9 protein-coding genes are annotated in these 14,857 nt (G+C 70.6%); 4 read left to right on the top strand and 5 right to left on the bottom strand.

Going from position 1 to position 14,857, the window contains the following annotated elements:
• Positions 1 to 43: 43 nt before the first annotated feature.
• Both gcvP and OEB96_RS21235 read right to left on the bottom strand, forming a co-directional pair.
• A complete protein-coding gene (gene gcvP, locus OEB96_RS21240; RefSeq protein WP_266218259.1) occupies positions 44 to 2,911 on the bottom strand; it encodes an aminomethyl-transferring glycine dehydrogenase in 2,868 nt (955 codons plus the stop codon).
• 117 nt (positions 2,912 to 3,028) lie between these two features.
• The gene (locus OEB96_RS21235; RefSeq protein ID WP_266218257.1) at positions 3,029 to 3,949 is read right to left on the bottom strand and encodes a glycosyltransferase family 2 protein; all 921 of its coding nucleotides are present in this window, start codon (positions 3,947 to 3,949) and stop codon (positions 3,029 to 3,031) included.
• A gap of 366 nt (positions 3,950 to 4,315) precedes the next feature.
• Here OEB96_RS21235 and OEB96_RS21230 point away from each other — a divergent pair, with 366 nt between their 5' ends.
• Positions 4,316 to 6,223, top strand: a complete 1,908-nt coding sequence (locus OEB96_RS21230; RefSeq protein ID WP_266218256.1) for an Ig-like domain-containing protein — start codon at positions 4,316 to 4,318, stop codon at positions 6,221 to 6,223.
• Here the strand turns inward: OEB96_RS21230 and OEB96_RS21225 are convergent.
• Positions 6,213 to 6,824, bottom strand: coding sequence for a hypothetical protein (locus OEB96_RS21225; RefSeq protein ID WP_266218254.1), 612 nt, complete (start codon positions 6,822 to 6,824; stop codon positions 6,213 to 6,215). The two genes, OEB96_RS21230 and OEB96_RS21225, sit on opposite strands and share 11 nt — an antisense overlap.
• Before the next feature lie 103 nt (positions 6,825 to 6,927).
• On the opposite strand from OEB96_RS21225, the gene OEB96_RS21220 reads away from it, so the two are divergent.
• On the top strand, positions 6,928 to 7,656 hold the full coding sequence (locus OEB96_RS21220) for a Bax inhibitor-1/YccA family protein (protein WP_266218252.1): 729 nt from the start codon (positions 6,928 to 6,930) through the stop codon (positions 7,654 to 7,656).
• 81 nt (positions 7,657 to 7,737) lie between these two features.
• Here OEB96_RS21220 and OEB96_RS21215 read toward each other — a convergent pair whose 3' ends face one another.
• Positions 7,738 to 8,682 (bottom strand): LysR family transcriptional regulator, encoded by a 945-nt coding sequence (locus tag OEB96_RS21215; RefSeq protein ID WP_266218250.1) that lies wholly within the window; start codon positions 8,680 to 8,682, stop codon positions 7,738 to 7,740.
• A gap of 67 nt (positions 8,683 to 8,749) precedes the next feature.
• Between OEB96_RS21215 and OEB96_RS21210 the strand changes: the two genes are divergently transcribed.
• Both OEB96_RS21210 and OEB96_RS21205 read left to right on the top strand, forming a co-directional pair.
• Positions 8,750 to 10,684 carry an aconitase family protein gene (locus tag OEB96_RS21210; RefSeq protein WP_266218249.1) on the top strand — a complete coding sequence of 645 codons (1,935 nt, stop codon included), beginning with the start codon at positions 8,750 to 8,752 and terminating at the stop codon, positions 10,682 to 10,684.
• A gap of 844 nt (positions 10,685 to 11,528) precedes the next feature.
• Complete coding sequence (locus OEB96_RS21205; RefSeq protein WP_266218247.1) at positions 11,529 to 13,100, top strand: 3,4-dehydroadipyl-CoA semialdehyde dehydrogenase; 1,572 nt, start codon at positions 11,529 to 11,531, stop codon at positions 13,098 to 13,100.
• A 35-nt stretch (positions 13,101 to 13,135) separates the two neighbouring features.
• Here OEB96_RS21205 and OEB96_RS21200 read toward each other — a convergent pair whose 3' ends face one another.
• Entirely contained in the window at positions 13,136 to 14,785 is a 1,650-nt protein-coding gene (locus OEB96_RS21200) for a carboxypeptidase-like regulatory domain-containing protein (RefSeq protein WP_266218245.1), read from the bottom strand.
• Between the last annotated feature and the right edge of the window lie 72 nt (positions 14,786 to 14,857).

Below are 14,857 nucleotides of genomic sequence, written 5' to 3'. Positions count from 1 at the left end.
GTCGCCACGTCCGTGGCGGCGCGCTCGTCACGACGCGAGCGTCCTACTCCTCGTAGTTCGAAAGCGGCGGGCACGTGCACTGGAGGTGCCGATCGCCGTATGCATTGTCGACCCTCGCCACCGGCGGCCAGTACTTGTGGGCCACCACCCAGGGCGCCGGATAGGCCGCCTCGTGCCGCGAGTACGGATGCTCCCACGCGTCGGACGTGACCATGGCCGCGGTGTGGGGCGCGTTGACCAGCGGGTTGTCCTGCCGCGGCCACTGACCGGCCTCGATCTTGGCGATCTCACCCCGAATGCGGATGAGCGCCTCGCACATGCGATCGAGCTCCGCCTTGCTCTCGCTCTCGGTGGGCTCGATCATCAAGGTGCCCGCCACCGGGAACGACATGGTGGGCGAGTGGAAGCCATAGTCCATCAGGCGCTTGGCCACGTCCTGGGCCTCGATGCCGGCCGAGGCCTTGAACGGCCGCAGATCGACGATGAACTCGTGCGCCACCCGTCCCCGCGGCCCGGTGTAGAGCACCCGGTAGTGCTCACGCAGGCGCTGCGCCATGTAGTTGGCCGAGAGGATCGCCACCTGCGAGGCGCGTGCGAGCCCCTCCGAGCCCATCAGGCCGATGTACACGTACGAGATCGGCAGGATGCTCGCGCTGCCCCACGGCGCCGCGGCAATCGGGGCGATGGCCTGCTCGCCGCCCGTGGGCACCACCGGGTGTCCGGGCAAGAACGGCGCGAGATGAGCCGCCACCCCGATCGGACCCACCCCGGGCCCGCCACCGCCGTGGGGGATGCAGAACGTCTTGTGCAGGTTCAGGTGGCACACGTCGGCTCCGTAGTCACCCGGGCGGCACAGCCCCACCTGCGCATTCATGTTGGCGCCGTCGAGGTACACCTGTCCCCCGCGGTCGTGCACGATCTGGCAGATCTCGCGGATCGCCACCTCGAAGACCCCGTGCGTCGACGGGTACGTCACCATCAGCGCAGCGAGCCGCTCGGCGTGCTGGTCGGCCTTGGCCCGCAAGTCCTCCACGTCGATGTTGCCGAGATCGTCGCAGGCCACCACCACCACCTTCATGCCGGCCATCACCGCCGAGGCCGGGTTGGTGCCGTGGGCCGAGACGGGAATGAGGCACACGTCGCGATGCCCCTGCCCGCGCGCGCGGTGATGGGCGCGGATCACCGAGAGCCCCGCATACTCGCCCTGCGAGCCGGCGTTGGGCTGCAGCGACACCCGAGCAAAGCCCGTGATGTTGGACAGCCAACGCTCGAGCTCGTCGATCATGGCCCGGTAGCCCTCGGTCTGTGACGCGGGCGCGAACGGGTGCAGCTGCGCCACCTCGGGCCAGGTCACGGGGACCATCTCGGAGGTGCCGTTCAGCTTCATCGTGCACGAGCCCAGCGCGATCATCGAGGTGGTGAGCGACAGGTCCTTGGCCTGCAGCCGATGGATGTAGCGCAGTAGCTCGTGCTCGGCGTGGTAGAGCGAGAACACCTCGTGGGTCATGTACTCGCTGTCGCGCGCGTGCGGGGCCGGCAGCGGACCGTCGAGCTGCTGCGCGAGCGCAGCCAGGTCGACTCCTTCGTCGGGCGCCCCGAACACCCGCAAGAGACCCTGCAGGTCGTGCTCGGTCACCGTCTCGTCGAGCGCGATGGCCACGCGACGGTCGTCGAGCTCGCGCAGGTTGAAGCCAGCCGCCTCCGCGGCCGCGATCACGGCGCTCGCCGCCAGCGAGCCATGCGCCACCGTGATCGTGTCGAAGAACGGCGCATCCCCGACCTCGTGCCCCGCGTCGCGCAGCCGCCGGGCGAGCACCAGCGCGGCCACGTGCACCCGCCGTGCAATCCGCCGCAGCCCGTCGGGCCCGTGGTAGACGCCGTACATCGAGGCCATCACGGCCAAGAGCACCTGCGCGGTGCAGATGTTGCTGGTGGCCTTCTCGCGGCGGATGTGCTGCTCGCGGGTCTGCATGGCCATGCGCAGGGCCATGTGTCCTTGCGCGTCCTTGCTGACCCCGATCACCCGTCCGGGGATCTGCCGCGAGTGCTCCTGGCGCGTGACCATGAATGCCGCGTGCGGTCCCCCGAAGCCCATGGGCACCCCGAGGCGCTGGGCCGAGCCCACCACCACGTCGGCCCCGAGCTCGCCGGGCGGGCGCAGCAGGGTCAGCGCCAGCGGATCGGTGGCCACCACCGCCTGGGCTCCCGCCGCGTGGATGCGCTCGATGATCGGTGCGATGTCGACGATGCGCCCCTCGGTGTCGGGGTACTGCAAGAGCACCCCGAAGGTGGTGGCCAGCTCGACGCGGGCCGGATCGCCCACCTCGACCGTCAGCCCCAGGCCCTCCGCACGCCCTCGCACCACCGCAATCGTCTGCGGGTGGCAGTGATCGGCCACGAAGAACACGTCGCGCTTGGTCTTGCTCACCCGGTGGCACAGCGCCATCGCCTCGGCCGCCGCCGTGCCCTCGTCGAGCAGCGACGCGTTGCACAGCGGAAGGCCGGTGAGGTCGGCGATCATGGTCTGGAAATTGAGCAGCGCCTCGAGTCGCCCCTGCGAGATCTCGGGCTGGTACGGGGTGTAGGCCGTGTACCAGCCCGGGCTCTCGAGGATGTTGCGCCCGATGACGGTGGGGACCAGGCAGCCGTGGTAGCCCATGCCGATGAACGACCGCCGCACCTGGTTGCGGCTCATCGTCCGCCGCAGTGCCGCGAGCAGCTCCGCCTCGCCGCGCGCGGGCCCGATGTCGAGCGAGCCCTGCATGCGGATGTCGTCGGGGATCACGGCATCGGCCAGCGCGGGGAGGTCGGGCAAGCCGAGCACCTCGAGCATCTGCTCGATCTCGCGATCGGAGGGCCCGATGTGACGGGCGATGAAGGTGTCGGTGGGCGACAGCAGCGACGTGGCCATGGGTCGCCGACAATGATGCACACCCGCGGCCCCACATCGGACACCATGGCCCGTGCGGCTCCTCATCCGGTGCGCTCACACGACGCCTCGGCCCCGAGCCGTCGGGCAAGCGCCCGCTCAAGACTGGCGCCGCCGGAAGCGACGGCCGACCATGGGCACCCGCGACAGGAGGGTGCGGGCCTGGGCCCGCAGCAACCCCTCGCCGAAGTACTCGCGCAGCTCGGGGTCGTGGCTGCGGCGCTTGCCGGAGATCGCCGCCTCCATGTAGCCCGCCAGCATCGCCACCCTCCGCAGGTCGCGATCCTGTACGGCTGCCGTCACCACCTGCCCGGCGAGGACCAACGGGTGCATCCCCACCTCCCAGCCCTCGGCGCCGTCGCTCCGAAAGCCCTGCCAGGCGTCGCGCACCACCCCGGGCGTGGCCGCCTCGACCACGAGGTCGTCGTACACCAGGGTCGACCAGCCGCGGTTGCGCGCCCGCAGCCCCGTGGTCTCGGCCCAGCGCGGGGCCGGCTGCATGCCCACCTCCTCCACGCACGCCCGGCGCCACACCCGGAGATCGGCCCGCGGCATCCCGTCGACCACCTCGCGATGACGCTCGACGCGACCGTCGTCCGCGACCTCGGCCACCACGCACGACACGATCCCCACGTTGCGATCGCGCTCGGCTCGCTCGATGAGCTCGGTGATGAGCCCGGGCGGGCAGCGCAGATCGGCGTCGAGGTTGACCACGTAGCGGTGATCGATCCCCTCGGCCTCGGCGAGCTCGGCCGCATGACGAAAGCCGGCGGTGACCAGCTGGGCCGGCCGTCGCGGATCTCCTCGGGCGGTGCGCGGCAGCGTCACGCCGTGGATCCACGGATCCCTCGATTGCAGCCGGCGCAGCCGGTTGGCCGTGTCGTCGGTGCTTCCGTCATCGACGATGACCCACAGCTCCGGCCGACGATCCTGCGCACGCACGGTGGCCGCGAGCTCGTCGAGCAGGCCGGCCTCCTCGCGGACCGGCGTGACCAACACGTAGGACGACCGATACCCCACGCCGACCTTCCTCCTGGGCGCTACGGTACCGCGTCGTGCGTCCTGCGTCGCGTTCCCAACGTCCGGCGATGTGTCGAAGCATCGTTCCCGTCGGGCCTGCCCCTCGATCGCGGTGCCGCCGCTCGCGCCTGAGAGAGTCCTGCACGGGCTCGTCGATCGAACGTGAGCTAGCTCAGTCTCGACGATCGACGGAAGCGTACGAGTTTCGCCATTCGGCGCCTGAGAATTGCGACTCTTCGGGGCGCACGCCTCGCTTTCATCGCGTGCGCCCCGTTGCCCTCTCAGGAGATGCCCGTGCCCGCTCGTCCTGCTTCTGCCCCTGCCTGGTCGCTTCCGGTCGCCCTCCTTCCGATCACGCCCGCGCTCGTGGCCTCGCTGATGGTCCTGCCCCCGGGCTGCGCCCCCGAAGCGCTGGACGATGGCTTCGACGCGGCCCGCAACGGCTCGCTGGTCGACGGCGGCGCGATCGAGGGCCGCTACGAGAAGCGGATCGCCACGCTGCTCGACGGCGGCAGCCGCATCAGCCACCACGTCAAGACCGACGACGGCGTCTACGAGCTGCTGATCGACGAGGTGCCCGAGGACCTCGCCTACGACAGCTGGGTGCGGGTGCCGGGCGAGGCGCTCCCCGAGGCGCCCACCGGCGCGCGCTGGCAGGCCGACGAGCTGCAGCTGGTCGCTCCGCCGCCGCAGCCGATCATCGACGCCACGCCTCGCGACCCGCGGAGGATCGGCACCGTGCTGGTGTTCTGGGACCAGATGGGCCTGAACAACGGCAACGCCACCAACAGCATGTACACGGACAACGAGTCGACCAACGTGTACTACGGCGAGATCTCCTACGGCATCGAGACCATGTCGGGCAAGGTCTTCGGGCCCTACCAGATCGACATGCCCAACGGCTGCAACACCGATCTCATCGTGCAGCGAGCCGATGCCGCGATGATCGACAAGGGCCACGACCCCACGCAGTTCACCCAGATGATGTACCACTTCCCCGGTGGCCTGGGCTGCAGCTTCGCGGGCCTGGCCAGCGTCGGCTCGCCGGACTTTCCCGCGCGCAACAGCTGGTACGCCAACGCATTCGGCTGCAACGTCCGCAACCAGGAGCTCGGCCACAACTACGGCATGGGCCACTCCCACGCCTATAGCTGCCCGGCCGTGCCCATGGGCATGGACCACAACCTCTACGAGGACTGCTCGCACGTCGAGTACGGCCATCCCTACGATCCCATGGGCAACGGCTGCGGCCACATGAACGTGGTGCAGAAGACCTACATGGGCTGGCTGCAGGAGTGCAACGTGGTCACCGCCACGTCGGACGGGGTGTTCAACCTCATGGCCACCGAGCTGCCCTGCAACGGCACCCAGGCCCTGCGCTTCCCCGCCTACGACGGACGGCTCTACTACCTCGAGTACCGCAACGGCGACGGCCCGTTCGACAATTCCCAGCCGGGCGTGCTGGTCAACATCGCCTACGAGATCGGCGGCTTCGGTCCGCCCAACTACGTGCTCGACGAGCTCGGTCAGGACCAAAACGGCTACCTGCGCGAGGGCGACTCGTTCACCGATCCCGGCGGCAGCGGCACGTTCACCGTGCTCGCCTTGCACGACACCTACGCCGAGATCCAGATCACCCTGCCCGGCGGCGGCGATGGCCTGCCCCCCACCTGCCGCGATGGCGGCGAGCCGCTCCTCGACGGCTCCAACATCGGCTCGCTCGAGTGCGCCGCCATCCCCTACCCCGGCGACGACACGGCCCCCGTCGTCGACCTCACCTACCCGATGGACGGCCAGTGGTTCGAGCCGGGCTCCGACTTCACCATCACGGCCGAGGCCAGCGACGACCGCTTCGTGGCCGAGGTCACGCTCTACCTCGGTAGCGATCCCTACGACACGCGCATCGACCCCCCGTGGGAGTGGGACGCCACCAACATCCCCGCCGGGGACTACGTGTTCGGCGTGGTGGCCCTCGACGCGCGCAACAACCAGGGCGTGAGCCAGGCGGTCACCATCCACGTGGGTACCCCCTCCGCCGACTCCACCGGTGCCGACGAGACCGCGGGAAGCGACGACGCGATGGGCACCACCGGCCTTGCTCCGGGGGACACGGGCGACGAGGACGACGAGAGCTCGGGCACCACCCTGCCCCAGGGCGGCGAGCTCGACGATGGCTGCGGCTGCCGCCAGCGCGACGGAGGCCGCGGCGGCCTCGGCTTCGGCCTGATGGTCCTGGGGCTCGTGGCGCTGCGGCGCCGCCGACTCAGGGCGTAGGCGCCACTCGGTCATCGGCCGGCGGCTCGAGATCGTCGAGCCGTCGAGGAACCACCAATTGGATCCCTTCGATCCGATGCCCCGCGGGACCACCGAGGGTGATCCGCTGCTCGACCAGCGGCCGCGCCTGCCCAGGCGTGCGCACGACCAGCACGTACTCGCCCGACCGCAGCATCGCACTCACCACGAACACCCCCTGTGGATCGGTCGACGCGTGGGCAACCCGACCGCCGATCGGTCCATCGATTGCCTTGGGTGCTTCGTGCACCACCACCTCGACGCGGCCCGGTGAGCGCCCCACCGTTCCCGGCGATCCCTCGAGGGACACTCGACCGCGGATGCGGGTGGGGATGCTGCCGGTCCCGTCGTCGTAGGAGCAGCGCAGATCCATGGGCGACGGCGTGCCATCCCCATGGGGATCCACCGCGCCCTCGGGGCAGGTCTCCGGACGTCCGTAGGCGATCTGGGTGGCGAAGGGCGTGCGCCGCTGCGCACCGTCGCGCGGCCCACAACCCACCGAGCCGATCACCGCGCTCCCCAAGAGCGCCACCAGCGCCATCGTGACGGCAGCCGAACGATGATCCACGGGCCCGTGAGACATGACGCGCTCATCCTGCCATCGAGACCGCACGCCCGGCCAACCCCGAGCGACGGGGCCCTCCGGCCCGGTTGACCGCCAAACCGAAGGTGGTATCACTGTGCGCATGCAGGGGTATCAGCAGCAGCCCGCCTACCAGCCCCCCGTGGGCCGCACTCCACAGCTCCACACCGGGGTCAGCCAATTCATGAACGGCGTCTACGCCTGGATGACCGCCGGGGTCGCCGTGACGGCCGCCGTGGCCTACGGGATCTCGCAGTCGCCGCAGATGCTGATGACCTTCTTCGACTTCCGCAACGGCGGCATGACCGGGCTGGGATGGGTGGCCATGCTCGCGCCGATCGGCCTGCTGCTGATCTTCGGTCGCCGCATGATGAACATGAGCCGCGGCGCCGCCACGGCCATCTTCATGGTGCTGGCCGTCTGCTACGGCATCACCTTCTCGCTCATCCCGCTCGTCTTCGCGGTGGGCACCATCTTCAAGGCGTTCGTCGCCACCATGGGCATGTTCGGTGCGATGGCGGCGTTCGGATACCTCACCAAGAAGGACCTGACCGGCATCGGCCAGTTCCTGCTGATGGCCCTGTTCGGGATCATCATCGCATCGCTGGTCAACGTCTTCTTCGTCAAGAGCGCCGCCGCCCACATGGCCATCGACGTGGTGGTCGTGCTCGTGTTCGCCGGCCTGACCGCCTACGACACCCAGAAGCTCAAGCAGATCTACCTGGTGCACGGCGCGGTGGGCAACATCGCCATCCTCGGCGCGCTGAACCTCTACCTCGACTTCATCAACATCTTCATCCACCTGCTGAGCCTGTTCGGCAGTCGCGACTAGGGGCGCGCCCGAAGGGCCGCCACCATTGGCGAGACGAACGAGGCCCGAGCAAAGTGCTCGGGCCTTCGTCGTTTCGAACGTCTACGACTCGCGCGCTCGCCCCGAGAGCGCGCGGAAGCGTCGGCGGGCTCGATCCACCAGCTCGGCCGTCACCGCCGATGGCCGGGCCTCGCGGCGGTGGAACACGCCCGCCACCAGCGGCGCCGGCCCATCGCGAAGCGGCCTCACCTCCACCCCGGGCGGAAGGAACGAGAGCCGAAAGCGGCTGACCACCGCCGGGCCAAAGCCTCGCGCCACCATGTCGACCACCCGCGGCGTCGAGGCGACCTCGAACGCCGCGTTCAGCACCAGCGGCCCCGACCGGTACTGCGCAAACTCCCGCTCGAGACGATCGCGGGCCGGACCCACCCGCGTCACCACCATCGGCACCCCATCGAGGTCGGCCAGGCGCACGCGATCGGGCAGCGAGCCCGACCACTTGGCGGGCACGATCACCGCCCACGGCAGCGGCCCCAGGCTCTCGAAGTGCAGGCGCGGCGGCACGCCCTCCGGGTCGAGGGTGCCAAAGCCCAGATCGACCTCGCCGGCGTCCACCGCATCCAGCAGCCGGTCGTCGGGGTATTCGATCACGGAGAGCGCGAGGTCCGGCGCGCTGCCCCGCAGCTCCATCAGGATGTCGGCCAGCAGATCGAACGACCCCGCCAGCGTGCCGACCCGTAGCGAGCGACGCAGCTGCTGCAGGGCGTCGCGGGTGGCCACCGTCCACCGCGACCACGATCGCAGCTGCACCCGAGCCCGCCGCGCCAGCTCCTGCCCCGCCGGGGTCAGCACCCCCTGGCGCTGACCCCGAGCCCGCTGCAGCAGCTCGGGAGCATCGAAGGCGTTCTGAAGGGTCTCCAGCACGCGCATGTAGGTGGCTCGCGAACGCCCCGTCGCGCGGGCCGCCGCCTGGATCGAGCGCCGCTGCACCACCTCGAGGAACGCCTCGAGATCGCCCAGCGTCAGCGCCGCCAAATGCTCGTTCATCGAGTCATTCTATGCACAGAAAATCGCCATCTTGTGAACATCTTTGGACGCGGTACGCTGGTTGGCGATGAAGCTCAGCGGTCGTGTGTTGTGGCTGACCGAGGACCCCTCGCTCGTCTCCCGCCAGCTCGCGGGGGAGGATCTCGACCTCCAGCCCGACGACCCTCCCGAGCTCCACTACGGCGTCAACACCGACGCCATGATCAGCGGAGCCGCCTGCACCCTGGGCTACACCGGCGAGATCCTCGGTCCCTACTTCCTCGAGACCTTCAAGGAGGCGGTGACCAAGGACGGCATCAAGAACGGGGGCTACCAGGTGGTGGTGGGCGGCGATGCCTACGGCTCCGGCAGCAGCCGCGAGGTGGCCGTGGTGGCCCACCAGGGCGCGGGCATCGAGCTGGTGGTGGCCAAGAGCTTCCAGCGGATCTTCCAGGAGAACATGGTCTATAGCGGCCTGCCGTTCACCACCGACTTCGGGGTGCTGCAGCAGCTCCGAGATGGGCACGACGTCGACCTGGGCGCGCTCGCACGGACGCTGCCGCCGTTCTTTCGGGCGGTGGCCGAGCACGGGGGGCTCATGCGCTACGGCACCGCGCTCCTGGCCGGAGAGGTCGAGCCCACCTACGACACCGACGTGCCGGCGCGGCCGATGACCTGCATCGAGAAGATCTGCGCCGGCAAGGCCTGGACCGGCCCGGCCGAGCCCGCGGGCCTGGGCTCGGTGCGCCCGGGCGATCAGGTCCTGTGCGAGGTGGGCTTTCGCGGCGTGCACGAGTACACGGGCGCAATGGTGATGTCGCTCTACGCCGACGAGTGGGGCCAGGCCCCCGTGCAGCACCCCGAGCTGGTGGCCGCGTTCGAGGACCACTTCGTGCTCATCGATCACCAGACCGTGCCGCAGAAGGTCCGCCTGCAGCGGCTCGAGCCCGCCCGCAAGCTCCGCGACGAGATGGTGGAGGTCTGCGAGCGCAACGGCATCCGCCTGCACGGCCCCGGGCGTGCGCTGCCGGCCGGCGTGTGCCATCGCCTGGTGGTCGAGGACTACGCGCGCCCCGGCGACGTCATCGTGCTCACCGACAGCCACACCCCCACCGCGGGCGTGCTCAACGCGTTCGCGTTCGGGGTGGGCTCGCGCGCCATGGCCTTTGCCCTGCGCACCGGGCTCATCCCGGTCACCGTGCCCAAGACGGTGCGCGTGATCGTCGAGGGCGACGCCAAGGGCGTGCTCACCCCCAAGGATCTCATCCTCCACCTCATCGGCGATCCGTACTTCCGCGAGGAGCAGTGGCGAGAGTCGCCCACCGACACCTGCGCGATCCAGCTCGGCGGCTCCGGGCTCGAGCAGTGGAACGTGGACGAGCTGTCGGTGCTGACCAACATGACGGTCGAGGGCGGACTGATGACCGGCATCGTCGAGCCGTGCGAGTCGGTGCGTCGCTTCTTGATCGAGCGCCGCGGCGACGCGGCGGCCGAGCTGATCGCTCGGATGATCGAGCCCGATCCCGGCGCCGAGTATGCCCGGACGATCCACGTGGACCTGTCGAAGGTGCCAGTGACGGTGGCGACTCCCGGCGACTCTCGCAACCGCCGACCGCTGTCCGAGGTCGAGGGACAGCCGGTGCACAACGTGGTGATCGCCTCGTGCACGGGGGGGTCGCTGGCCGACCTCCGTGCCGCCGACGAGGTGCTCCGTGGACGCACGCTGCAGCAGGGCGTGCGCCTGACCGTCACCCCCTCGAGCGCCGCGGTGGCCCGCGACGCCGAGGACGAGGGGATCCTCGAGCGTTTCCGAGCGCTGGGTGCGGTGGTCACGGCGCCCGGGTGCGGCTCCTGCATCGGCAATGGCCCGGGGATCCCGCTGCCCGGAGAGACCACCGCGAGCACCACCAATCGCAACTTCGACCGTCGCATGGGCGCGCCGGGGCCCGTCTATCTGGTCTCGCCCGCGGTCGCGGCCGCAGCGGCCATCACGGGGACGCTCACCGACCCGCGCTCGCTGTAGCTCTGCACGAGGACCGCGTGCGACCACCCATCGCGTGCTAGGGTGTGACTCGTGGCTTGGGCGGCTCCACTCGCGCTCGCATGGCTCGTTGGGGCCAGCCCTGCGCCCAGCCCCAGCTCCACGGGCCCCAGCTCCACGGATGGTTCCCCGAGCGCAGGCGAGTCCGCCCCCACCTCGGTCGACGCACCCAGCCCTGGACCTTCGCCCGATGGGACGTCGAACGCCTCGGGCACGCATCCGTCCTCGGACGCCGCCAACCCCTGGGCCAACGTCCCGGTGCAATCGGTGGTGCCCGCTCCCTCGAGCCCCACCACCGCGCCCTCGTCCGAGCCCACCGCCGCTGCGCTCGAGCTGATGGACCCCTGGACTGGGACGAGCCGGGTCTACGTTCCGCGCCGCATCGACCCCGAGCTTCGCGATCCCTTCTCGGGGTCGCGCGCCGCGGCCACGCCTCCGCCTCCGGCTCATGCCCATCCGCGTGCCGCTGGCCCTCGCCTGGCGCATGCCGAGCTCCGCGATCCGTTTTCCGGTCAGGTTTCGGGTCAGGTCTCGAGCCCCGTCTCGAGTCGGGCGTCGAGCCCCCCGGGCGCTCCGCCGGCCCCGCCGCCTCGTCCTTCCGCAGACGCCGCAACGCCTCGCCATCCCGAGCTCCGCGACCCCTTTGCGTCCGAGCCCCGGGCCAGGCCGCGTGCATGCACGCAGGCCCCGTGCCCGCCCGCTCTGCCCACGCCCTAGCCGCCCCGCCGAGCCGCGCTCGCACGTGAGCCAGCCACCATCGACCGCGCCACGGAGGTGAGCGGGCCTCGTGGTCGGCGCGGGGACGGGCTGCTAGCGTGTGCGCGCCATGAAGCAGTGGAAGAGCTACCTCGCGGGCGCCTGGAACGAGGGCCAGGGTGATCCCATCATCCTCCACAACCCCGCCACGGAGGCCCCGGTTGCCGAGCTTCGGCGCGCCACCGACCTCGGGGCAGCCCTTCGCCATGCGCGGACGGTGGGCGGGCCGGCCCTGCGCGCCCTGTCGCCGTCCGATCGCGGCGCCTTGCTGTCGCGTCTGGCCAAGCTCGTGCACGACCATCGCGAGGAGCTCATCGAGATCGCGATCGACAACGGCGGCAACACCCGTGGCGACGCCAAGTTCGACATCGACGGCGGAACCGCGGTGCTGGCCGCCTACGGTCACCTCGCGGGCGAGCTGGGCCCCGGCCCGTGGATCCTCGAGGGCGAGGCCGAGCCCATCATGCGCGGCTCCAAGATCCGCGCCCAGCACGTGCTGGTTCCCCGCCTGGGGGTGGCGATCCACATCAATGCGTTCAACTTCCCCGCCTGGGGCATGCTGGGCAAGCTCGCGGTGGCGTGGCTGTGCGGCATGCCGGTGCTGTGCAAGCCCGCCACCAGCACCGCGGCGCTCGCCGCCCGCATCGCCGAGATCCTGATCGAGGAAGGCCAGCTCCCCGAGGGTGCGCTGTCGCTGCTGCTCGGACCCGTCGGTGATCTACTGGACCACGTGGATCCCCAGGACGTGATCGCCTTCACCGGCAGTGCCGACACCGGCGCCAAGATCCGCAACCATCCCGCGGTGGTGGCCGGCAGCGTGCGCGTCAACGTGGAGGCCGACAGCCTCAACGCCGTGGTGCTGGGCCCCGACGTCGAGCAAGGCACCGAGCTGTTCGATCTGGCCATCCGCGATCTGGTCACCGAGCTCACGCAGAAGGCGGGCCAGAAGTGCACCGCCACCCGTCGCGTGCTCGTGCCCCAGGATCGCCTCGAAGAGGTCCGCGAGGCGCTGCTGGAGCGCCTCCAGGAGCTCGCCAGCAAGACCGGCGACCCCGCCCTCAAGGAGGTGCGCATGGGCCCGCTGTCGACGGCCCAGCAGCTCCACGATGCGCGCACCGGGGTGGCCGCCCTGGCCAGGAGCGCCGAGCGGATCATGGGGGACCCCGAGCGCAGCGAGTTCGTGGGGGTCGACCGGGGCAAGGGTTGGTTCCTCGAGCCGATCTTGTTCCAGGCCACGGCCGAGGCCGCGCTCGATCCCGAGGCCGCGTTCCACCGCCTCGAGGTGTTCGGGCCGGTCGCCACGCTCTTGCCCTACGACGGCACGATCGCCGCCGCCGCCACGATCGTCGGTGCGGGTCGGGGCTCGCTGGTGAGCACCGTCTACTCCGACGATCGCGGCTTCGTGGCCGAGGCGGTGACCCGGCTCGCGCCGTTCCTCGGTCGCCTGGTGCTCGCCGACGAGAAGACGGCCCAGGGCTCGATGAGCCCCGGCTGCGTGTTCCCGGTGGTCAACCACGGCGGGCCGGGCCGGGCCGGGGGCGGCGGCGAGCTGGGGGGACGCGCGGGCATGCAGCTCTATCTGCAGCGCACCACCATCCAGGGCGGGGCCGGTCCGCTCGCGCGATTGCTCGGCACGACGTAGAGCGGCGTCGCCGGCCGCCGGCCCGCGATGCCGGCTCAGTCCCCCGTGGTGTCTCCACCGGTCGAGTCGGCGCCCGAGCCCTCGGGATCGCAGTCCTCGACCGGTGCGGCCTCGCCGGTCACGAACACCCCGCGTAGGTCCTCGGTGCGCGAAATGTAGAGCCGCTCTCCGCTGGGCTGATCGCGGAACGAGATCGAGCGGAACTGGTAGTACATGCCGGGCAGCAGTGGATCGCCGGCGTAGGGTACGTCGACGCTGTCGCTGCCGCTCACGCCCGGGAGCTCGGTCTCCCACACCAGGGTGCCGAGCGCGTCGAACACCCGCAGCTCGTAGCCGTCCTCGCTCGAGTCGTCGGCCCACGACAGCATCGGCATCGAGTCGACGGCCTCGGGGGCATCGGCTCCGGGCCCGAACACCGCGAGGGCCTCGGTCACCTTGAAGCCGTCCTGCAGCTCGAGATCCTCGCCCGGAGCCACCGCGATCTCGAGGATCGCCGTGCCTGCGATGCCCTCGTCGGGGTCGCGCACCAGGGAGTCGTTCTCGAACGCCACCAGCACCTTGTAGGACCCGCTGGGCACGCCCACGAAGGCAAACTGACCCGTCACGTCGGGCGCCTGCGGCGGGTCGGGCACGCGAAGTCCGACCGGGACCGGCCCACGCTCGAGCAGATCGTTGTAGACGCTCGTGGGGACCAGCACCACCGAGGTCTGGCTGCCGCCCGGGGCGTTGACGATGTTGAGGCTGCCGCTGACCGTGGCCAGGTCATCGTCGTTGGTGCTGATCACCGGCAGGTCCACGTCCTCGACGGCCGTGCCGCTGGTCATCACGCTCTGCGCCTCGACCTCCACCCCGCGCCGATAGCCGCGGATGGTGGACAGCCCGTCGGGCACGTTGAACAGGGTGTAGTGGCCGCCGGCATCCACGATGCCATAGGGCGCACGACCACCCGCGTCCTCGGCCACCACCAGCATGCCGGCCACGCCCTCGCCCGCCACGGATCCCGAGACCACCGAGCCCACCGCCTCGTTGGCGGGCAAGTGGATCAACGCCACGCGGGTCGCCGCGTTGTCGATCACGTCGCTCGTATGGGTCTCGCCGTCCGTGTCGGTGTCGGTCCCGCCCGTGGTCGCCGGCCCATCGGGATTGGGCACCGCGTCGGCGATGTCGATCGGCAGTGCGGGCCGAATGCCCTGGGGAAACGGCAGGTAGTCCTGCGCCGTCACGAACAGCGTCCACTTGGGCGTCTGTGCGAAGTCACCGTCGGGGGTCCGCCGCACGCTCACCGGCAGCACGTAGCCTCCGCACGAGTCGGTGGTGGCCACGTCGGTCACCGGCTCGCCCGACTCGTTGAGCGCAGCCACCAGCGCGCCCTCGATCGGCTCGCCGTCGGCGGCATCGGTGACCAGGCCGCGAATCTCCACCGCAAGGCCGCATACGAAATCGTCCGTTCCCCCATCGACCGGCTCGCACGCCAGCCCGGGTGCGCACGTTGCGGGTCCGTCGTCGCCATCGCCCTCCGTCGGATCGTTGGCCTCTCCGGGCTCCGCATTGGGATCGCAGGGATCGCCCTGGCCGAGTTCCTCGGGCTCTTCGGGCGGCGGTTCGTCGTCCTTGCAGCCGACCAGGCTGGCGCCGATCCATGCCCACAGGGCCCACGGGGCGACACGAAGCTCGCGTATCCTCACGCCCCATCAGACCGGGCCCGCGGGGCGCATTCCAAGTGCATCGCCGTGCGCGCTCGTGAGGCCATGCGCGAC

The sequence above is a fragment of the Paraliomyxa miuraensis genome, assembly GCF_026337845.1.
Taxonomy (GTDB): Bacteria; Myxococcota_A; Polyangia; order Nannocystales; family Nannocystaceae; genus Paraliomyxa; species Paraliomyxa miuraensis.
This window is presented reverse-complemented; position numbering and strand designations above follow the sequence as displayed.

Coding starts and splice junctions, on each gene's coding strand:
- OEB96_RS21220 (WP_266218252.1), top strand. CDS start 6,928: ATGCAGGGGTATCAGCAGCAGCCCGCCTACCAGCCCCCCGTGGGCCGC.
- OEB96_RS21210 (WP_266218249.1), top strand. CDS start 8,750: ATGAAGCTCAGCGGTCGTGTGTTGTGGCTGACCGAGGACCCCTCGCTC.
- OEB96_RS21225 (WP_266218254.1), bottom strand. CDS start 6,824: ATGTCTCACGGGCCCGTGGATCATCGTTCGGCTGCCGTCACGATGGCG.
- OEB96_RS21205 (WP_266218247.1), top strand. CDS start 11,529: ATGAAGCAGTGGAAGAGCTACCTCGCGGGCGCCTGGAACGAGGGCCAG.
- OEB96_RS21215 (WP_266218250.1), bottom strand. CDS start 8,682: ATGAACGAGCATTTGGCGGCGCTGACGCTGGGCGATCTCGAGGCGTTC.
- gcvP (WP_266218259.1), bottom strand. CDS start 2,911: ATGGCCACGTCGCTGCTGTCGCCCACCGACACCTTCATCGCCCGTCAC.